The organism is Bradyrhizobium sp. STM 3561, assembly GCF_045571455.1.
Taxonomy (GTDB): Bacteria; Pseudomonadota; Alphaproteobacteria; order Rhizobiales; family Xanthobacteraceae; genus Bradyrhizobium; species Bradyrhizobium vignae.
This window is the reverse complement of sequence record NZ_CP120695.1, coordinates 4,760,970-4,780,390: the sequence shown is the minus strand read 5'-3', so window position 1 is coordinate 4,780,390 and position 19,421 is coordinate 4,760,970. Positions and strand designations below refer to the sequence as shown.

Sequence of the window (19,421 nt, the reverse complement as noted above, 5' to 3'; positions counted from 1 at the left end):
TTTTGCAACTTTTGCTGCCAATTTTCCGGACAAATTGCGGTTCGCCGGTTAATCCGCCCCTAGCTTGTCTCCCGTACATTTCCGGATGTTGAAGAAACCCGACACAGCTTGGGATTGAAACGGGAGCGAGTCTTGAAGCGCATGATTCAGAAGTTCTGGCCGGACGAGTCCGGTGCAACCGCGATCGAATACGGCTTGATCGCCGCGGGTATCGCCCTGGCGATCATCACCGTGGTGAACGGCCTGGGCACCACCATGAACGACAAGTTCACTTCGATTAACACCTCCTTGAAGTAATTTCCGCCGGCATTTCAGAGCGGGAGCTATTTTCTTCCAAGGCTGCTCTGATCACCGCCCGCCAGGGGATTCCCATGGTGGGCGAGGCCGTTTGGGCTCGCAGGAATGCCCGGCAATGCCTCAGTTCGAATTGGGCGGCCTAAAGCCAGAGACCAGTTGGATGTGAATGTCTTGGGCGACTATTTGGCGCGCCCATTCGGCCTGATCTTCCGCAATCAGTTTCGCGACCAGCGATTCATCCACGATCGAGGCGGCAATTTGCTCGCTCCAGCGGAAATCTTCTGCGTTTCTCTTCTCGTCGATCATGCGAGCGCTACCCGACGTCCACAGCCTCTCCGCTCGTCATTCCGAGGCCATCCCCTGCCTTATACCTTACTTGTCCCGCGTCTTTTCCACAGCCTGTTCCGGGCTTGTCCTGAGAAGCCGTCCAGTTTCGCCACAGACCTTTCGACAGCCTGTCCACAACTAATCCGCAGTCCTATCCACGGCTTCCGAACAGGGACCGGTGATCCCGCAGGATCACCTGGGCGGCGTTGTGCCCGGGGGCGCCGGTGACGCCACCGCCGGGGTGGGCGCCGGAGCCGCAATGGTAGAGGCCCCTCAACGGCCCGCGATAGTCGGCGTGGCCCAGCATCGGCCGCGCCGAGAACAGCTGGTTCAGCGTCAGCGCGCCGTGGAAGATGTCGCCTCCCAGCAGACCGAATTGCCGCTCGAGATCGAGCGGTGACAGGATCTGACGGCCGAGCACGCTCGCCGCAAAACCCGGCGCGTATTGATCCACCGTCGCGATCATGAGATCGGCGACCTCTTCACGATGGTCGTCCCACGACTTCCCACCGGGGAGCGTTGGTGCGACATGCTGACAGAACAGGCTCGCGACGTGTTTGCCGGCGGGCGCCAGCGTGTCGTCGAGCGTTGAGGGGATCAGCATCTCGACGACGGGCTCACGGCTCCAGCCCTGCGCCCGCGCATCGAGATAGGCGCGGTCCATGTAGTCGAGGGTCGGCGCCAGGATGATGCCGGAAGAGAGATGATCGCCTTCGCCCGGCAGCGCCGTGAAGGAGGGCAGGCGGTCCAGCGCCACGTTCATGCGGAAGGTGCCGGAGCCGTTCTTCCAGTGCCGGATGCGAGCGAGGAAATCCGCAGGGAGAGCGTCGGCCGCGATCAGTCGCGTGTAGAGCAGCTTCGGATTGACGTTGGCCGCGATATATTTCGCGCGGATGCTGGCGCCGTTCTCCAGCGCGACGCCGACGGCGCGGTCGCGTTCGACGATGATCTCACGGACGCCGGCATCCGTTTCGATCACGACGCCGCGCTCGCGTGCCGCGCGCGCCATCGCCTGCGTGATCGCGCCCATGCCGCCGATGGCGTGGCCCCAGACACCCTTCTTGCCGTTCACCTCGCCGAAGGCGTGATGCAGCATCACATAGGCCGAGCCGGGGGCGTAGGGGCTGGCATAGTTGCCGACTATGGCATCGAAGCCGAACAGCGCCTTGACCAGATCATGTTCGAAACGTTCGTCCAGCATTTCGCCGGCCGAACGGGTGAACAGATCGAGCAGGCTGCGGCTCTGTTCCAGCGTGAGGCCGCGCAGGATATTGGCGCTCTGCAGCGCGTTCACGGCCTCGCGGATCGCATTCGTGCCGAAGCCCTCGAGCAGGTTCGGCGGCGCGCGCAACACGAATTGCCTGAGCACGTCGGCGATGTCTTCCAGCTCGCGCGCGAAGCCGTCGAGAGCCTCCGCATCATGCGCGCTGAGCCGCGCCACCGAGGCTTTCGTCCGCCCCTCGCCGGTGAGGAGATGGCTGGCATCCGGCGCCGGCAGAAAATTCTGCGCGCGCCGTTCGACGATGCGCAGGCCTTGTTCCGCAAGATTCAAATCGCGGATCACCCGCGGATTGAGCAGGCTCACGGTATAAGCCGCGACCGAATTGCGAAAACCGGGGTGAAACTCCTCCGTGACCGCTGCGCCGCCGACCACCTTGCGACGCTCGACCACGCGCACCCGCAGGCCTGCCATCGCGAGATAGGCCGCACAGGTGAGGCCGTTATGGCCAGCGCCGATGATGATGACGTCGGTTTCGGTCATGATTTCCTTGGCTTCATTTCCGGGGCGATGCGCAGCATCGAACTATCGTGCCGGCTCCGCACCGGAGAATCTCGAGGTTCCGTGTTCGCCTCTTCGAGGCGCCCCGGAACGACATCTCTACATCAAGCATTTCCCGCTGCAACATCACGACACCCTTTGTTGCCCGTTCAGGCGCCTTGTGCTCCATTGCGCGCGTCCGGCGCCCGCCGGGTTTTGAGCCGGAGCTCCCATGGATTCGATCGTGCAACCCGCGGCCACGGAGCAGTCGTCTCCTTCGCGCAACCGGCTGCTGCTGGCGGTCTACACCGCCGCGATCTTCGTCAGCGCGCTGCTGCTGTTCTCGGTGCAGCCGCTGTTCACGAAGATGGTGCTGCCGCGGCTCGGCGGCTCGCCTGCGGTGTGGTCGGTGGCCATGGTGTTCTTCCAGTCGCTGTTGCTCGCCGGCTACGCCTATGCACATCTGCTGATGCAGGTGAGGAACCGCATCGTTCCGGTGGCGGTGCATCTGGTGCTGCTGATCGCGGCCTTCGCCACGCTGCCGCTCGGCATCGCCTCCGCCTATGGCGAGCCGCCCGCTTCGGGCTATGCGTTCTGGCTGCTCGGCCTGTTCGCGGTCTCGATCGGGCTGCCGTTCTTCGCGCTCGCGGCCAACAATCCGCTGCTGCAGGCCTGGTTCGTCCGCACCGGCCATCCCGCGGCCCACGATCCCTATTTCCTCTATGCCTCATCGAACATCGGCAGCTTCCTCGCGCTGCTGTCCTATCCGTTCGTGCTGGAGCCGATGTTCACGCTGCAGATGCAGAACCGGTTCTGGACCGGCGGCTATGGCCTGTTGATCCTTCTCATCGGCGCCTGCGGCGCGCTGTTGCTGCGTTCGCCCAAGTTGGCGGTGGCCGACGCGCTGGCGGAGGACGTGAATGCGCCCGCGCCCGGCCTCTTGACGCGGCTGCGCTGGATATTCCTCGCCGCAGTGCCGTCGGGCCTGCTCATCGCCGTCACCGCGCACATTTCGACCGACGTCGCGGCGGCGCCGCTGCTGTGGGTGCTGCCGCTCTCGCTGTACCTTTTGACCTGGGTCGTGGTGTTCCAGTCGCGGCCGTTATTGCCGCACAAATGGATGCTGATGCTCCAGCCGCTCGCGATCGCAGGCGTCGTCGTCCTGCTGGCCTTTGGCGGAGAGCAGAACCTGCTGCTGACGCTCGGCGGACATCAATTGTGCTTCTTCGTCATTGCCATGGCCTGTCACGGCGAATTGGCGCGGACGCGGCCGGCGGCCAGATATCTCACCGGGTTTTATGTGGCGCTGTCGTTCGGGGGCATGGTCGGCGGCCTGTTCGCTGGGCTCGTTGCGCCCTTCACGTTCACATGGATCGCCGAATATCCGATCCTGATCGCGCTCGCCGCGCTGTGCCGTCCGCCTGCGACCGAGCGGCTGGCGGGCATTGTGAGATGGTACTGGTTGGCGCTCGCCGCGCTCGCGGTAGCGCTCGTCGCGCCGTCGTACACGACGGGCGACCTCTCGACCTGGTTCGGGGATCATCGCGTCTGGGTCGCCGGTGCCGTCGGCGTGCTCGCCGCGCTGCTCGCGCTGATCCTCAATGCTGGTCGCTGGAAGATCTTTGCCACCGTCGCGCTCGCGCTGGCGTTGATCCGGGTTTATCCCGCAGACGAGGGCCGCGTCACGACGGTGCGCAGCTTCTTCGGCGTGCACAAGATCGTGGTGACGCCGGGCGGCTATTTCCACGTGCTCATGCACGGCACCACCATTCATGGCGCCGAGCGCTTTCGCAACGATGACGGCACGCCGGTCATCGGCCGGCCCGAGCCGATCACCTACTATCATCGGGACGGTGGCATCGGTCAGGCCGTCAGCGCGATCCGCGAGCGCAAGGGCGCGCCGCTCAAGGTCGCCGCGATCGGGGTTGGCTCGGGCACGCTCGCCTGCGCTGCCGAGCGAGGGGAGAGCTGGACTTTCTTCGAGATCGACCAGTCCATGGTCGACGCCGCGCGTGACCCCAGGAATTTCCGCTACATATCGAGCTGCATGCCGGACATGAAGCCCGTGATCGGCGATGCGCGCCTCACCTTCGCCAAGGAGCCCGATGGCGCCTATGATCTCATCATCGTCGATGCCTATTCGTCCGATGCGATTCCGATCCATCTTGCGACCGAAGAGGCGATGAAGATCTACAAGGACAAGCTCGCGCCGCACGGCGCCGTGGTGATGCACGTCTCCAACCGGCATCTGGATCTCGAGACCGTCGTGGTCGGCATTGCCGACGCCAACGATCTCAAGAGCTGGGTCTTCAACGAGGATTCGGGCCGCGATTCCGACTACATCTTCTCGACCGACGTCGTCATCTCCGCCCGGGAGGAGGCCGACATCGGCAGGCTCGCGTCCTCCAAGCAATGGGAGCAGACCGAAGCCGATGACAGGGTGCGGGTCTGGACCGACGACTATTCGAACATCCTGGGCGCGCTGTATCGGCGTTTAAGGGATGGGGAGTAGAGCTCGCGGCTCGAGTGATCTCGTGCCCCCGCTCTTCGTCGCGTCATTTCATGCCGCGCCGCGCCCGGGACACGAGACTGGTTCTAAGGCGCCACCGGCGTCCCCGCCGGCAATGCGATTCCCCTCTCGCCGGCAACCTGCCGCAGCAGGTCCGGCCTGTCCGAGATGATCCCATCGACGCCGAGCTCGATCATGCGCGCCATGTCGTCTCGCTTGTTCACCGTCCAGACCACGACGCGCAGCCCGAGCGCGTGAGCCTCCGAGACGAGCGCGGCGGTCACATCGCCGAAATAGGGCGACCAGATCGCGCCGCCCGCAGCCTTGATCGTCCGTGGCAGCGAGCGGCCGTGATCGGCCGGATTGAAGCCGGCCGTCCAGTTCGTCGCCTTGTCGAGCGCCACCGTCTGGCCTGTGCCGCGCTGGAGCGTCAGGTACACGGTTGGAATCGTGGGCGCCTGCCGCTGGACGAGCTGCAGGGTCCTCCAGTCGAACGACTGGACCATCACGCGATCGGAAAATCCTTCGGTCTCGATCACCCCGAGCAGCTTTGCGACGAAGGCCGCCGGATCTGGCGCTTCGTCCGGATGGTTCGGATCGATCTTGGTCTCGATGTTGAAGCGGACCTGCGTGTTGCCGGACTTGCGCACCACCAAGAACAGCTCGCGCAGGGTGGGAATGCGCGTTCCCGGCACCGCACGCTGGTCGGGGAATTGTTTCGCATAGGCGCTGTCCGGCCGGATCTGGCCGACGTCATAGGTCCTGACCTCGTCGAGCCGCAGTCTTACGAAAGGCGTGCCGGGCGGAGTGATGTAGGCTCCATCGGAGCTGCGTGCGAGATCCGGATTGAGCCCGCGCTCATGCGAGATGACGATTTCGCCATCGGCAGTGACGCCGACGTCGAGCTCCAGCGTGTCGACGCCCATCGACAGCGCGTTGGCGAAGGCGGGCAGGGTGTTTTCCGGCAACAGCGCCCGCCCGCCGCGATGCGCCTCGAGGTCGAAGGCCACATCAGCTCCCATGGCCGGCGCTATCAGAATCCAGAGCACAGTCGGAATGATCGTGGCACGTGACGGCATGGTGCCTCGGCCGGCGAGGGCGGTTGATGGCAGTCGCGTCAGTTCTGATAGTAATAGCCGCGCGGCTGATAATATTGCCGGGGCTGCGGCTGATAGTAGCCCTGCTGGCCGTAGCCTTGATTGTAATATGGCTGCGGCTGCTGCTGATAGACCTGCGCGTCATAAAGCGGGCGGCTTGCCGAGCGCGGCGCGGGATAGCGGGCGCCGGTGTCGCTGCCGTCGGCCGGATAGATGTAGTTGTCGTCCTGCGGCATGTAGCGGCGCGCGGGCTGCGCCGGCGGCGCCAGGTTCACGGGATCGCCCGTGGTCGCGTATTGCTCTTCGGCCGGTTGCGCTGCGCGGGCCACGGCATTGCGGCCGCGCGGATTGCGCGCCAGCGCCACCTGCGCCGAGCCGGTCAGCGTCACCGTGGTGTTGAGCACGCCCTGCTGCTGCACCAGGGCATAGAGCGTCGAGGCGTTCTGCCGCGACAGCCGCACGCAGCCATGGGAGGCGGGCGTGCCGAGACGGCTGACCGAATCCGTGCCGTGGATGGCGTGCCCGACCTTGGTGAAGAAGATCGAATGCGGCATCGGCGCGTCGTCGAATTCCTTGGAGAAATGATCCTCCTCCATGCGGAAGGCGCGGAAGGCACCGTTCGGCGTTTCGCGCGAGGGGATGCCGGTCGATACCGGCCAGTGATAGCGCGCCACGCCGTCCACGGCGACGGTCATCTGCTGATTGTCCTTGTCGATGGTGATCTCGACCTTGGCCTGCGCGGTGCCCGCGCTCAAAAGCATCAGGGAAGTGAAAGCGATAAAAAATGAACGCATCTGACTCTCGGCCTCCGGCCTGTTCACGCTAGCGCCGCGGCTCTCCGTCCCCGGCGTGCAATATGCCTGCAATCCGGCTTTCGTTCCAGCGGCCTGCCCGCCATCGTTAACGTGATGTCCGACGTAAGCAAGGCCGCTTTGTGCCGCGCCGCCAGCTGCGATGCTGACATTTTCGAGAGCGGACATGCGTTCACATCGCCGACAATTCGTCACAAAGGCGCAACCATTTGGCCGCCCGGTGCGTTGATGATGACCTGCCGATTGGCGGCTTCGCCGCCGCTTTTGCCATTGGACTGAAGATGAACAAAGCCCGTGTCAACGCCGCCGTCCTGCCGGCCGGCTTCCCCGTCCGCATGCTGTTCGCAGCTGCCGCCCTTCTCGCGCTATCGTGCTTGCCGCAAGCCGGTCACGCGCAGGGCATCGTGCGCGGTGCCCAGGAAGGATCCTATGAGGGCAACCGGATCGCCGGTCCCGTGGGGGGCGTGGTGGGTGGCGCCGTCGGCGCCGGTGTCGGCGGCGCCGTAGGTGCGGTGGAGGGCGTGTTCGGCATTCCGCACCGTCACTATCGCCACTGCCGTGGCTATTATGACGGCTACCATCGCTTCCACTGTTACCGGTGACGACCTCGTAGCCCGAATTACGCAGAGCTCTATCCGGGCTAGGCGGGTCAATTCTTCAGCCGATACCCCGTGCGGAAAATCCACCAGATCACGATCAGGCAGATCACCAGGAACGCCAGCGTCATGCCGACGCTGACGGAGACGCTGACGTCGGCGATCTCGTAGAAGCTCCAGCGGAAGCCCGAGACCAGATAGACGACCGGATTGAGCAGCGCGACCGTGCGCCAGCCCGTCGGCAGCATGTCGATGGAATAGAAGCTTCCGCCGAGGAAGGTCAGCGGCGTCACCACCAGCATCGGGATCATCTGCAGCTTCTCGAATCCGTCGGCCCAGATGCCGATGATGAACCCGAACAGGCTGAACGTCACCGCCGTCAGCACCAGGAAGGTCAGCATCCAGACCGGATGATGGATGTGCAGCGGCACGAACAGCCCGGCCGTCGCCAGGATGATCAGGCCCAAGATGATCGACTTGGTCGCGGCCGCGCCGACATAGCCGAGCACGATCTCGAAATAGGAGATCGGTGCCGACAGGATCTCGTAGATCGTGCCGGTGAATTTCGGGAAGTAGATGCCGAACGAGGCGTTGGCGATGCTCTGCGTCAGCACCGAGAGCATGATCAGGCCCGGCACGATGAAGGTGCCGTAGCTGACGCCCTCGACCTGGCTGATGCGCGAGCCGATCGCGGCGCCGAACACCACGAAATAGAGCGAGGTGGAGACCACAGGCGAGACGATGCTTTGCAGCAGCGTGCGCCAGGTGCGCGCCATTTCGAACAGATAGATGGCGCGGATGGCGCGGTGATTCATGACGTCCTCACGAGGTCGACGAAGATGTCCTCGAGCGACGACTGCGTCGTGTCGAGATCGTTGAAGCGGATGCCGGCGTTGCGCAAGTCGCTGAGCAGGCTGGTGATGCCGGTGCGCTCGCCCTTGGTGTCGTAGTCGTAGACCAGCGTCGCGCCGGAATCGCAGAGGTCGAGCTCGTAGTGTGCGAGGCTCTCCGGCAGCGACGAGATCTTGTTCTGCAGGTGCAGCGTCAGCCGCTTCTTGCCGAGCTTCCGCATCAAGGTCGTCTTGTCCTCGACCAGTACGATCTCGCCCTTGTTGATGACGCCGATGCGATCGGCCATCTCCTCGGCTTCCTCGATGTAGTGCGTGGTGAGGATGATGGTGACCCCGGATTGCTGCAGGCCGCGCACCACCTCCCACATGCCCTTGCGCAGCTCGACGTCGACGCCGGCGGTCGGCTCGTCCAGGAACAGGATTTGCGGTTCGTGCGACAGTGCTTTGGCGATCATCACGCGGCGCTTCATGCCGCCGGACAGCGTGATGATCTTGTTGTCCTTCTTGTCCCACAGCGAGAGGTCTTTCAGCACCTTCTCGATATGCGCGGGGTTCTTCGGCTTACCGAACAGGCCGCGGGAGAAGCTCACGGTCGCCCACACGCTTTCGAAAGCGTCGGTGTGCAATTCCTGCGGCACGAGGCCGATCAGTGAGCGCGCCTTGCGGTAGGAGGCCTGGATGTCCTCGCCGCCGACCAGAACCTTGCCTTCGCTGGGATTGGCGATGCCGCAGATGATGGAGATCAGCGTGGTCTTGCCCGCGCCGTTCGGGCCAAGCAGCGCGAAGATTTCGCCGCGCTTGATATCGAGATTGACGTTCTTGAGCGCCTTGAAGCCGGACCCGTAGGTCTTCGACAGATTGGCGACGGAAATGATGGAGGACATGATGGCCGCAAGGCTGAGGGGCAAAAGGCTGGGGAGGGAGGCTGGAACCTGCCGGGAAGGGCGGGGCAGCGGAGCCCTGAGATAGGAATGCCCTTGCCCGGTCGCAATTGGCCGGAGAAAAATGGTCTCAAAACGGACCGTTGAGTGGCAGGTTTCGGGCAAGTGTTGCGCAACCGCCACGGGCTGCCGCTAAGATTGTCGCTCACGCGGCTCTTTGTTGCGTCTGCGAGCAGGCCATGGCTACGATTCCGGCCTATCGCAAAGCGTATCCTCTCCAAGGAAAACACCGATGAGACCGAACGGCCGTCACACCGTCGGCGCCAGCCAGTTGTCCGCCCTCCGTGTTTGGGCGGTAGGCCTGCTCCTGCTGTCAGCTGTTGCCATCAGCCCGACCACCGCCAAGGCCGCGCCGAGCCAGGCCGCGGTGGCGACCACGCATGTCTACCTGCTCCGTGGCGTGCTCAACATCTTCTCGCTCGGGCTCGACACGATCGGCGCGCGGCTTCAGGCGCAGGGCATCCCGGTGACCGTCGCCAACTTCGTTTCCTGGTCCTCGCTCGCCGATGAAGCGGCAGCTGCCTACAAGGCCGGCCGGCTCAAGACGATTATCCTGGTCGGCCATTCCTCCGGTGCGACCGCGCTGCCGGACATGATCGCCAAGCTCAACCAGCTCGGCGTGCCCGTGAAGCTCGCGATCGGCCTCGATTCCGTCTTCAAGACCAAGCTCTCGAGCGGCGCCGAGCGCTACATCAACATCTATATCGGCGACGGTCCGGGCGAGCCGGTGCGGGCTGCAGCGGGTTTCCGCGGCAAGCTCGACAATGTCGATGTCCGCGGCACCGGTGTTGGCCATATCTCGATCGACAAGAACGAGGCGATCCAGCGCCGCGTCATCGCCGAGATCGACGCCGCGATCATGCGCTCGCGCGCCCCGGCTGCTCCCGTCGCCGAACCCGGCGCGCCGCGGCAGGCCCGGTCGGCGGCGGCCGCTGCGCCGGCGAGGAACTAGTCTCGCACGACAAGACTTCGGCGCCGCAAAATCCGCCAATTTTGCGGTCATGAAGTACCGCAGAGGAGGCAATCGTCTCCGGTGGTGGGACTTCTCGACTGATGGCTGATTCAAGGCGACTAGTCGCGCTGGCAGCAGTCGTGCTGCTTGCCTTGAGCGGCGGCATGGCCGCTGCTTCTCCGGCCAAGTCCAAGACCGCCGCGGCCGTCCCCGCCGCGCCGCCGCCTCCGCCGTTCGAGCCTTTGCCGCCGCCGAAAATCTACCTGTTTCGCGGCGCCATGGGCCCGATCTTCTCGACCGGCATGGATCGGCTCAGCGAGAAGCTGACGCAGGCCGGCTTCTCGGCCGACGTCTATGAATTCACTCTGTGCCGGCTGATCGGCAACCGCGTCGTCGCCGGCTACAAGGAGAAGGCGGCGCCGATCGTGCTGATCGGCCACTCCATGGGCGGGCTGTGCTCGATCGTCATCTCGGAGATGGCGGCCAAGGAGAACATCCCGATCAGCCTGGTCATCGCCATCGATCCCGCACATGCGACCGGCGACGTGCCGCTCAACGTCGAGCGCTTCATCAACATCTTCCTTTCCGACAGCGTGCTCGGCGGCGGCGACGTCGTGGCCGTGCCCGGCTTTCGCGGCCATTATGCCAGCTATGACCTTAAGGAGAACGCACGCGTCTCGCACATCAACATCGAGAAGTCCGACGACATCCACCGCCAGATCGTCGAGATGGTGACGCAGCTCCCGCGCATTCCGCCGCAGACCCAGGCCGATGCCGTGCCGCTGCGCTATCTCGTGCCCGCGGATACGCTGGTCGAATTGTGGGACAGCGGCGTGCGGGTGCCGGTGCGCCGCGGCGACACCATGGAGAGCATCGCCGCAGCCAACCGCGTGCCGCTGTGGACGCTCGCGCAGAGCAACTCGCTGCCCGAGAACGCGCAGCTCACCCCGGGCCAGACCATCATCGTCCCCCGCCATCTGACACCGCCCGAGCCGGCCGCCGCGATGGCGGTGCCGCCGCCGGCTCCGGCGGGGCGGAGATAGGGACATTCTTCGCCTCTCCCCGCGTGCGGGGAGTGGAAGAGAGCTACACATTCGACCCCTGGATCGCGTCGATCACGGCGTCCGTCACTTCCTTCGTGGTCGCCTTGCCGCCGACATCCGGCGTCAGCACGCTGGCCGCGCAGACGCGCTCGACGGCCGCCATCAACCGGCTCGCCGCATCCTTCTCACCGAGATGCTCGAGCATCTGCACACCGGTCCAGAACGTCGCGACCGGATTGGCGATGCCCTTGCCGGTGATGTCGAAGGCGGAGCCGTGAATCGGCTCGAACATCGAGGGAAAGCGCCGCTGCGGATCGATGTTGCCGGTCGGCGCGACGCCGAGGCTTCCCGCCAGCGCACCGGCAAGATCCGAGAGGATGTCGGCATGGAGGTTGGTCGCGACGATGGTGTCGAGGCTCTTCGGTTGCAGCGTCATGCGGACCGTCATGGCGTCGACCAGCATCTTGTCCCAGGTGACGTCGGGGAATTCGGTCGCGACTTCCGCGGCAATCTCGTCCCACATCACCATGCCGTGGCGCTGCGCATTCGACTTGGTCACGACGGTCAGTAGCTTGCGTGGACGCGACTGCGCGAGCTGGAATGCATAGCGCATGATTCGTGTGACGCCGACGCGTGTGAACACGGCAACCTCGGTGCCGACCTCTTCCGGCAGGCCCTTGTGGGCGCGGCCGCCCATGCCGGCATATTCGCCCTCCGAATTCTCGCGCACGATCACCCAGTCGAGATCGCCGACGCCGACATTGCGCAGCGGTGAGGCGACGCCCGGCAAAATCTTGGTCGGCCGCACATTGGCGTATTGGTCAAAGCCCTGGCAGATCGGCAGGCGCAGCCCCCACAGCGTGATGTGGTCGGGCACATCAGGCGCGCCGACCGCGCCGAAATAGATCGCGTCGAACTTCTTCAGTTCGCTGAGGCCGTCGGCCGGCATCATCACGCCGTGCTTCTTGTAATAGTCCGAGCCCCAGTCGAACGTTTTCACGTTGAAGGCGAGGTCGCCGCTGCGTTTTGCGAGAGCCTCCAGCACGCGGATTCCGGCCGAGATGACCTCGGGGCCGATGCCGTCGGCGGGAATGGCTGCGATCGAATGGGTACGCATGGGAAGGCTCCGTTTGAGAAGTCAGCGAGATTGCGGGACGGGTTCGATGGGCGCGGTTTTCGCGCGCGACAATAGCAGGGTCAGGACCGCCGAGAGAACGAGCAGGCCGGCGACGAAATAGAGCCCGCCGACGAAGCTGCCGGTCTGGTCCTTGATCCAGCCGATCATGGCGGGACCAGCGAAGCCGCCGAGATTGCCGATCGAGTTGATGGTGGCGATGCCCGCTGCAGCCGCAGGGCCGGACAGGAACAGCGTCGGCATGCTCCACAGCGGCGGTTTTGCCGAGGAGATGCCGATGTTCACGAGCGTCAGCGCGACCAGCACCGCGATCACGCCAGCCGCGAGGCCGGCATAGGCGAGGCCCAAAGCGGCGATCAGGCAGGCCCAGACGACGTGCCAGGTGCGCTCGCCGGTACGGTCCGAATGCCGCGCCCACAGGATCATAGCGATGACCGCGGCGGTTGCCGGCAGCGCATTGAGGAAGCCGACCTGGAGCGAGGACAGGCCGAACTGCTTGATGATCTGCGGCGCCCAGACGCCGAGCGTGTAGAGGCCGGCCGAGGTACCGAAATAGATCAGCGACAGTGCCAGTACGCGCGGATCGGCAAGGCCGCGCCAGATGCTGTGGCTGGCGCTGGCAGCCTTGCTGGTGGTTTCCACGTTCATGGTCTCGACCAGCCAGCGCCGCTCGGGATCACTGAGCCATTTCGCTTTCTCCGGGCGATCGGTGAGGAAGCCGAGCACGACGAAGCCGAGCAGCACGGCCGGCAGCGCCTCCAGCACGAACAACCATTGCCAGCCCTTGATGCCTAGCAGCCCGTCCATCTCCAGCAGCGCGCCGGAGATCGGTGAGCCCAGCACGGTCGAGAGCGGCGCGGCCGCCATGAACAGCGCCGTCACCGCCGCGCGTTGCCGTGCCGGGAACCAGTAGGAGAGATAGAGGATGATGCCGGGAAAGAAGCCGGCCTCGGCGACGCCGAGCAGGAAGCGCAGGATGTAGAAGCTGGTCGGCCCCTGCACGAACGCCATCGCGGCCGAGACCAGGCCCCAGGTGATCATCACCCGCGCGATCCAGATCCGCGCGCCGATCCTGTGCAGGATGATGTTGGAGGGCACCTCGAACAGGAAATAGCCCCAGAAGAAGATGCCGGCGCCAAAGCCGTAGACCGTGGGCGACAGGCCGACGTCCCTGTTCATCGTCAGCGAGGCAAAGCCGATATTGACGCGGTCGATGAAGGCGACGAAGTACAGCAGCATGATGAAGGGAACGATGCGCAAGGTGATCTTGCGCAGCACGCGCGTCTGAATCTCGCTTGCCACCCTAGCCTCCCGGTTGCCTTGTTGTCGTGTGGCGGACCGTGAGAGGTCCACGCCGGCAATGAGCCTAGGCGGGCGGAAGAGGCATACTCAATTGGCGCTGGTTTATACAAAAAAATGATATAATCCTCGAAAGGCCGCCACGACGTCATGGCCGGGCTTGACCCGGCCATCCACGCCTTGCGCCGCGGCAGGAGAACGTGGATGCCCGGGCCTTCGCCTCGCCGAAGCGGCTTCGGCCGCGCAGGCGGGACCAGCCGGGGCATGACGATGAGGACGGCAGATGGAATTGCACCAACTCCGATGCTTCGTGGCGGCGGCCGAGCAATTGCATTTCGGCCGCGCGGCGCAGCAGCTCCAGATGCTGCCCTCCGCGCTCGGCCGGCAGATCCGGCTGCTGGAGGAGGATCTGGGGACGCGGCTGTTTGCGCGGACCACGCGCGCGGTGTCGCTCACCGAGGACGGCGCGACGCTGCTGCGCGATGCCCGCGCCATCCTCACCAAGGTCGAGGCGGTCGAGAGCAACTTGCGCAACCGCTCGCGCGCGGGGGCCGCGCGGCGGTTGCGGGTCGGTGCCATCGACAGCGCGGCGGCGGGATTGCTGCCGCCGCTCTTGCGCGATTTCCGTGTCAGGCATCCCGAGATTGCGGTGCAGCTGCTCGAAGACAAGACCGTCCGGCTGCTGCCGAAGATTCTGACCGGCGCGCTCGATCTCGCCTTCGTCCGTCCGCCTGACCGGCGGGACAAGCGGCTTGAATTCCGCGACCTGCTGCAGGAGAGCGCCATCGTGGCGTTCCCGCAGCGGCATGCGCTGGCCGGACGAAAATCGATCACACTGGCCGACATCGCCGAAGAGGCGCTGCTGGTGCCGGACCGCCGCTCGCGGCCGCACAGCCACGACCTCACCATCAAACTGTTCGAGCAGGCCGGCCTGACGCCGCGCATCGTGCAGGTCGCCGACGAGAAGCAGACCATCATCAACCTCGTGGCAACGAAGCTCGGCGTCGCGATCGTGCCGCGCTGGACCGCGCGGATGGCGGTCTCGGGCGTGCGCTTCGTGCCGCTTCGGCCGAAGCAGAGCGGCCCCGTCGGCCGCCTGCCACTCGCCGCCGCGTGGCTGCGCGCCTCGCGCGATCCGGCCCGTGACGCCATGCTGGCGGTACTCGAGGTGCATCTGCGCAGCTATGCGCGAGAGGCGTGAGCGGCTATGACCTAAGCTGGAGAGAAGGTGGATGCGATGAATGAACAGAATGCGTCGAATGGATTGCGGGTGGCCATTGCAGGGCTGGGCTCGATCGGCACCAAGATCGCGACGGCGCTCGACCAAGGCATCGAAGGGCTCGCGCTGTCGGCCCTCGCAGTGCGCGACCCCGCAAGGCATCAGGCCTTCATGAACGGCCTGCGCCGTTCGCCACAAATCCTGCCGATCGACCAACTCGGCGAAGCCGCCGACATCGTGGTCGAATGCGCTCCGAGCCAACATCTGCGCTCCATCGTCGAGCCCGCGGTGAAGCGGGGCAAGTCGGCGGTCGTCGTCAGCGTCGGCGGCCTGCTCGACAATTTCGATCTGGTCGATCTCGCCCGCGCCAATGGCGGCCGCATTCTCGTGCCGACCGGCGCGCTGATCGGCCTCGACGCCGTCAACGCCGCCGCCATCGGCACCATCCATTCGGTGAAGATGGTCACGCGCAAGCCGATCGACGGGCTGAAGGGCGCCCCCTTCATCGTCCAGAACAACATCGACATCGATAATCTGCGCGAGCCGCTCAAGCTGTTCGAGGGCAGCGCGCGCGAAGCGGCGAAGGGCTTTCCGGCGAACGTCAATGTCGCCGTTGCGCTGTCGCTGGCGGGGATCGGGCCCGATCGCACCCGGATCCAGGTTTGGGCCGACCCGACCGTGACGCGCAACGTTCATCGCATCGAGGTCGAGGCGGATTCGGCGCGGTTCTCGATGGGCATCGAGAACATCCCGTCCGAGAATCCCAAGACCGGACTGATCACCGCGCTCTCTGTGATCGCGCTGCTCCGCAAGCAGCGCGCCACGTTGTGCGTCGGGACCTAGCTCTTACGCCCCCGTCACGCGCCAAATCACGTTGCCGACGTCGTCGGCCATCAGCAGCGACTTCTTGTCGGGGCCGATCACGACGCCGACCGGACGGCCGTAGGATTCCTTCTCGTCCGGGGACAGGAAGCCCGACAGGATGTCGCGCGAGGGGCCGGACGGCTTGCCGTTCTCGAACGGAATGAACACCAGCTTGTAGCCGGACAGCTTGCTGCGATTCCACGAGCCGTGCTGGCCGATCACCATGCCGTCGGGGAAGCCGGGCAGGGTGCCTGCGGGCATCCAGCACAGGCCGAGCGAGGCGGTGTGGCCGCCGAGCGCGTAGTCCGGTTGAATCGCCCTGGCGACCATCGCCGGATCCTGCGGCACGCGGTCGTCGACGGTCTTGCCCCAGTAGCAATAGGGCCAGCCATAGAATCCGCCCTCGCGCACCGAGGTGAGATAGTCCGGCGGCGTCTCGTCGCCGAGGCCGTCGCGTTCGTTGACGACGGTCCAGAGCACGCCCGTCGTCGGCTCCCAGGCAAGGCCGACCGGATTGCGCAGGCCGGCCGCAAAAATGCGATGCGTGCCGGCGACGAGATCGAGCTCATAGACCGCGGCGCGGCCTTCCTCGACCTCCATGCCCATTTCGGCGATGTTGCTGAGCGAGCCGACGCCGGCATAGAGCTTCCTGCCGTCGGGGCTGGCGAGCAGGCTGCGCGTCCAGTGTCCGCCTGGCTTGAATGTGGTGAGCCGCTTGCCCGGCGCGGTGATGCGATCGGCATTGGCGACGTAAGGAAACGCCATCACGCCATCGGTGTTGCCGACATAGAAGGTGTCGCCGACCAGCGCCATCCCGAACGGCTGGTTGAGGTTCTCCATGAAGGCGCCGCGAACTTCGGCGACGCCATCGCCGTCCTTGTCGCGCAGCAGCGTGATGCGATTGGCGGAGACACCGAGCGCCGCGGCGCGCCGCATCGTCGCCTGCATCGCATAGTGAAATACTGTGCGCGGGGGACCTGCGATCTGCGTCGCCTCCGCGATCAGCACGTCGCCATTGGGCAGCACCTCGATCCAGCGCGGATGGTCGAGGCCGCTCGCGAACGCATTGACCTTGAGCCCGGACGCGACGGTCGGCTTCTGGCCCTCGCGCCAGCCGCGCGCGGTCGGCATCTTCAGCGTCGGGATCGCGCCTTGCGGCTTCGCCTCGGGAATGGCCGGCCGCTGTCCCCACGCCGGCGCGGGCTCGGTGCCCGACAGTTTTCGCCATTGCAGCGCGATGCCGCCGATGAACGCGACGAACTGCGCGAAGATGCTGGAGAACGTCATGAGAAGCCCCTGTTTGCGCGCGCATCCAACTGGCTGACGGGGCACACGTCAACCTGTGCGACACGCCGGCGAGGCCTATTCCCGTGGAATGGCGGCCGATCGAATTTGCATGGGACGAACGCTACGCGTTGCAGCGCGTCCGGGAACACGAAAGTGGCGCGACTTGCTACGCCTTCACCGCGGCGACAGGAACGGAATGATCATCGGGACGCGGCGGCAATAGGCGCCGTAGGCGTCTTCGCCGAGCTCCTTCGACAGGAACACCTCTTCCATTCGGCCCTTCTGCCACATGCCGAGCGAGATCAGGATGGCGCCGAGGATCGCGGTCACCGTGCCGACCGCGATGCCGGTGGCCAGCATGCCGGCGATCAGGCCGGTGTAGATCGGATGACGGACGATGCCGTACGGGCCGGTGTCGATGACGCGATGGTCTTCCTTGTGAGTGATGGTGTTCGACCAGAACTTGCCGAGATGCAGCCGCCCCCACCAGGTGAAGGAGATGCCGGCGAGCACGATCAGCGCCGTGATGTAAACGGCCGTATTGCTGAACACCCAGAGCGGCTTTTCGTTCAGCACCTCGGCGGTCCACGGCGTGAACAGGATGCCGCCGACCAGGATCGGAATGCGATAGCGGCCGGACTCGAGAGTCATCACCTGCTTCTGCGTGCGCCCTTGCCAGAACGAGGCGCCGACCCAGCTCGCGAGCCAGGCGAGCCAGATCAAGGCGAGCAGTTGCGTCGGCCAGGTCGTGGTCCAACCACCCCAGGCGACAGAGAGAAGTTTGCTGAAATCGAAGGACATGAAGGTTCTTTGCGTTTGGGCGGCGGCTCAGCTCGCGCGCGAGGAGAGCGCGGGATGCTCGATGGCGCCGGAGGGCTGCTGGCCGTTGCGGGCGAGGAGATGGGTGATGGTTTCGCGCAGGACCGGCTCGATCGGGCGCGGCGAATAGCCGAGCTCGGTGCGCGCCTTGCCGATCGAGAGGTCGCTCGCGGCGAGCGCGATGCGCACGCCCTCGGCGGTGCCGTTGGGAGGCCGGCGGGTGACATGATCGGCGATGTATTCGAGCATGATGGCGGAGAGCTCGGCGATCTTTCCGGGCACGACGACCGGAAAATGCCGGCGGCCGCTCATCGCCGACATCATGCGCAGGATGTTGCCGAGCGGGACGCAGTCCCCGCCGAGGATGTAGCGGTGGCCGAGGCGCCCGCGTTCCATGGTTAGAACGAGGCCCATGGCGACGTCGCGGACGTCGACGAGATTGACCAGGAAGTTGAGATGCGGCTGCACCTTCTTCTGCAGGAAGTACCAGAGCATCGCGGTCGGCGGCGTCAGATTGTGGTCCGCGGCGCCGATCGGCATGGTCGGCGTGCCGATCACGAGCGGGAAGCCCGCGGCCGCCGCCTTGGCGGCATGGTGCTCGGCGAGCGATTTCGATCGCGTATAGGCGCCGGGCATCGCGTCGGCCGGCTGCAGCGCTTCTTCGGCGGGAACACCTTTGAGGTCGGAATATGGAAACAGGATCGATTCGGTCGAGCAGTGCAGGAAGCGCGACACGCCGCGCTTCATTGCCGCCGCGAGCACGATTTCGGTGCCGCGGCAATTCACGTCGTGAAAGTCCTGCTTGTTGGCGACCCACATGCCGGGCAGGCCGGCGAGGTGATAGACCTGATCGACACCGGCGATCGCAGCGTCGACCGCGGCGCCGTCCAGCACCGAGCCGTGGACGTGTTCAACGTCCGCGTTCGCCGCGGTCGGCGCACGGACATCGAGAACACGGACCCGCTGCCCACGGGCGCGGAGCGCTTCTACGAGGTGATGTCCGATGAAGCCACTGCCACCGGTAACCAGGACGAGAGCCATGCAGAAGGTTGCTGTTTCGCTTTTGGAGTTATCGGGTTGAAAGGGAATTGGCCGGAAGAGGCGCCAGAATCGCGGCAAGGTCGCGACGGAAGCCCAATGCAATGAATAATTTTGCCATCACGAACATCGGCCCCAGCAAAAGATGCGAGGGAAAAGTGAATAAGGAGGCCTCACGGCCTTCGAAAACCTTGTGGCCGATGGCCTGCGCGGCGAGGCCGAGCACCACCAGCGTGGCGAAAATCGCCCACATCGACGCGGTGCTGACTTGCGCCGCAATGGTCGCCGCAACCGAAAACAGCACGACGGAGACGGCCAGAATACCGAGCCCGAGCGCCGCGTCGAGCAGCAGCCAATAGATCAATACCGGCAAGGCCAGGATCACAGCCAGGCTGACGTTGAACCCGAGCAGCGGAAACTTGACCAGCGTCAGCGGCAGTACGGCGCCGGTGAACAGCAGCAGAATGCCGACCACATGCATCGCCGTATTCCGGGGATCACGATGGTACTCGACATACACGGCAAGTTGGCGCTGGAAAAAGCCACCCATTTCGGTCTCATGCAGCACAGGGTCGG

General features: G+C 65.1%; 19 protein-coding genes. 7 read left to right on the top strand and 12 right to left on the bottom strand.

What is annotated here, in order from left to right; genetic code table 11:
• The first annotated feature begins 141 nt into the window (after nucleotides 1-141).
• Nucleotides 142-297, top strand: coding sequence for a Flp family type IVb pilin (locus P6U28_RS22730; protein WP_407123099.1), 156 nt, complete (start codon nucleotides 142-144; stop codon nucleotides 295-297).
• A gap of 120 nt (nucleotides 298-417) precedes the next feature.
• Here P6U28_RS22730 and P6U28_RS22725 read toward each other — a convergent pair whose 3' ends face one another.
• Both P6U28_RS22725 and P6U28_RS22720 read right to left on the bottom strand, forming a co-directional pair.
• Entirely contained in the window at nucleotides 418-603 is a 186-nt protein-coding gene (locus P6U28_RS22725) for a hypothetical protein (protein WP_122401986.1), read from the bottom strand.
• Between the two features lie 172 nt (nucleotides 604-775).
• Nucleotides 776-2,386 carry an NAD(P)/FAD-dependent oxidoreductase gene (locus P6U28_RS22720; RefSeq protein ID WP_129146005.1) on the bottom strand — a complete coding sequence of 537 codons (1,611 nt, stop codon included), beginning with the start codon at nucleotides 2,384-2,386 and terminating at the stop codon, nucleotides 776-778.
• 229 nt (nucleotides 2,387-2,615) lie between these two features.
• Between P6U28_RS22720 and P6U28_RS22715 the strand changes: the two genes are divergently transcribed.
• Nucleotides 2,616-4,895, top strand: coding sequence for a fused MFS/spermidine synthase (locus P6U28_RS22715; RefSeq protein ID WP_407119937.1), 2,280 nt, complete (start codon nucleotides 2,616-2,618; stop codon nucleotides 4,893-4,895).
• An 83-nt stretch (nucleotides 4,896-4,978) separates the two neighbouring features.
• On the opposite strand, the gene P6U28_RS22710 is transcribed toward P6U28_RS22715, so the two are convergent.
• Nucleotides 4,979-5,971, bottom strand: a complete 993-nt coding sequence (locus tag P6U28_RS22710) for a glycerophosphodiester phosphodiesterase (RefSeq protein ID WP_407119936.1) — start codon at nucleotides 5,969-5,971, stop codon at nucleotides 4,979-4,981.
• A 38-nt stretch (nucleotides 5,972-6,009) separates the two neighbouring features.
• Nucleotides 6,010-6,783: a L,D-transpeptidase gene (locus tag P6U28_RS22705; RefSeq protein WP_164937233.1), complete on the bottom strand. Its 774-nt coding sequence runs from the start codon at nucleotides 6,781-6,783 to the stop codon at nucleotides 6,010-6,012.
• A 299-nt stretch (nucleotides 6,784-7,082) separates the two neighbouring features.
• Between P6U28_RS22705 and P6U28_RS22700 the strand changes: the two genes are divergently transcribed.
• Nucleotides 7,083-7,403 carry a hypothetical protein gene (locus tag P6U28_RS22700; RefSeq protein ID WP_122401990.1) on the top strand — a complete coding sequence of 107 codons (321 nt, stop codon included), beginning with the start codon at nucleotides 7,083-7,085 and terminating at the stop codon, nucleotides 7,401-7,403.
• 47 nt (nucleotides 7,404-7,450) lie between these two features.
• Here P6U28_RS22700 and P6U28_RS22695 read toward each other — a convergent pair whose 3' ends face one another.
• Nucleotides 7,451-8,212: an ABC transporter permease gene (locus P6U28_RS22695; RefSeq protein WP_122401991.1), complete on the bottom strand. Its 762-nt coding sequence runs from the start codon at nucleotides 8,210-8,212 to the stop codon at nucleotides 7,451-7,453.
• Complete coding sequence (locus P6U28_RS22690) at nucleotides 8,209-9,132, bottom strand: ABC transporter ATP-binding protein (protein ID WP_407119935.1); 924 nt, start codon at nucleotides 9,130-9,132, stop codon at nucleotides 8,209-8,211. Before P6U28_RS22690 ends, P6U28_RS22695 begins: the two co-directional genes overlap by 4 nt.
• A 289-nt stretch (nucleotides 9,133-9,421) precedes the next feature.
• Between P6U28_RS22690 and P6U28_RS22685 the strand changes: the two genes are divergently transcribed.
• Complete coding sequence (locus P6U28_RS22685; RefSeq protein WP_122401993.1) at nucleotides 9,422-10,141, top strand: hypothetical protein; 720 nt, start codon at nucleotides 9,422-9,424, stop codon at nucleotides 10,139-10,141.
• A 101-nt stretch (nucleotides 10,142-10,242) separates the two neighbouring features.
• Entirely contained in the window at nucleotides 10,243-11,184 is a 942-nt protein-coding gene (locus tag P6U28_RS22680) for a LysM peptidoglycan-binding domain-containing protein (RefSeq protein ID WP_129146010.1), read from the top strand.
• Nucleotides 11,185-11,227: 43 nt separating this feature from the next.
• Here P6U28_RS22680 and P6U28_RS22675 read toward each other — a convergent pair whose 3' ends face one another.
• The gene (locus tag P6U28_RS22675; RefSeq protein WP_407119934.1) at nucleotides 11,228-12,301 is read right to left on the bottom strand and encodes a tartrate dehydrogenase; all 1,074 of its coding nucleotides are present in this window, start codon (nucleotides 12,299-12,301) and stop codon (nucleotides 11,228-11,230) included.
• A gap of 21 nt (nucleotides 12,302-12,322) precedes the next feature.
• A complete protein-coding gene (locus tag P6U28_RS22670) occupies nucleotides 12,323-13,621 on the bottom strand; it encodes an MFS transporter (RefSeq protein WP_407119933.1) in 1,299 nt (432 codons plus the stop codon).
• Nucleotides 13,622-13,901: 280 nt separating this feature from the next.
• Here P6U28_RS22670 and P6U28_RS22665 point away from each other — a divergent pair, with 280 nt between their 5' ends.
• Together P6U28_RS22665 and P6U28_RS22660 are read left to right on the top strand one after the other, a co-directional pair.
• Nucleotides 13,902-14,819 (top strand): LysR family transcriptional regulator, encoded by a 918-nt coding sequence (locus P6U28_RS22665; RefSeq protein ID WP_122401997.1) that lies wholly within the window; start codon nucleotides 13,902-13,904, stop codon nucleotides 14,817-14,819.
• 36 nt (nucleotides 14,820-14,855) lie between these two features.
• Nucleotides 14,856-15,680, top strand: a complete 825-nt coding sequence (locus P6U28_RS22660) for an aspartate dehydrogenase (protein WP_407119932.1) — start codon at nucleotides 14,856-14,858, stop codon at nucleotides 15,678-15,680.
• Nucleotides 15,681-15,683: 3 nt separating this feature from the next.
• Here P6U28_RS22660 and P6U28_RS22655 read toward each other — a convergent pair whose 3' ends face one another.
• The 4 genes from P6U28_RS22655 to P6U28_RS22640 form a co-directional block, all read right to left on the bottom strand.
• Nucleotides 15,684-16,988 carry a PQQ-dependent sugar dehydrogenase gene (locus tag P6U28_RS22655; protein WP_407119931.1) on the bottom strand — a complete coding sequence of 435 codons (1,305 nt, stop codon included), beginning with the start codon at nucleotides 16,986-16,988 and terminating at the stop codon, nucleotides 15,684-15,686.
• 174 nt (nucleotides 16,989-17,162) lie between these two features.
• Nucleotides 17,163-17,789, bottom strand: a complete 627-nt coding sequence (locus P6U28_RS22650; protein ID WP_028178310.1) for an isoprenylcysteine carboxylmethyltransferase family protein — start codon at nucleotides 17,787-17,789, stop codon at nucleotides 17,163-17,165.
• 27 nt (nucleotides 17,790-17,816) lie between these two features.
• Entirely contained in the window at nucleotides 17,817-18,848 is a 1,032-nt protein-coding gene (locus P6U28_RS22645; RefSeq protein ID WP_129144022.1) for an NAD-dependent epimerase/dehydratase family protein, read from the bottom strand.
• A 28-nt stretch (nucleotides 18,849-18,876) separates the two neighbouring features.
• A complete protein-coding gene (locus P6U28_RS22640) occupies nucleotides 18,877-19,395 on the bottom strand; it encodes a DUF962 domain-containing protein (protein WP_407123098.1) in 519 nt (172 codons plus the stop codon).
• Between the last annotated feature and the right edge of the window lie 26 nt (nucleotides 19,396-19,421).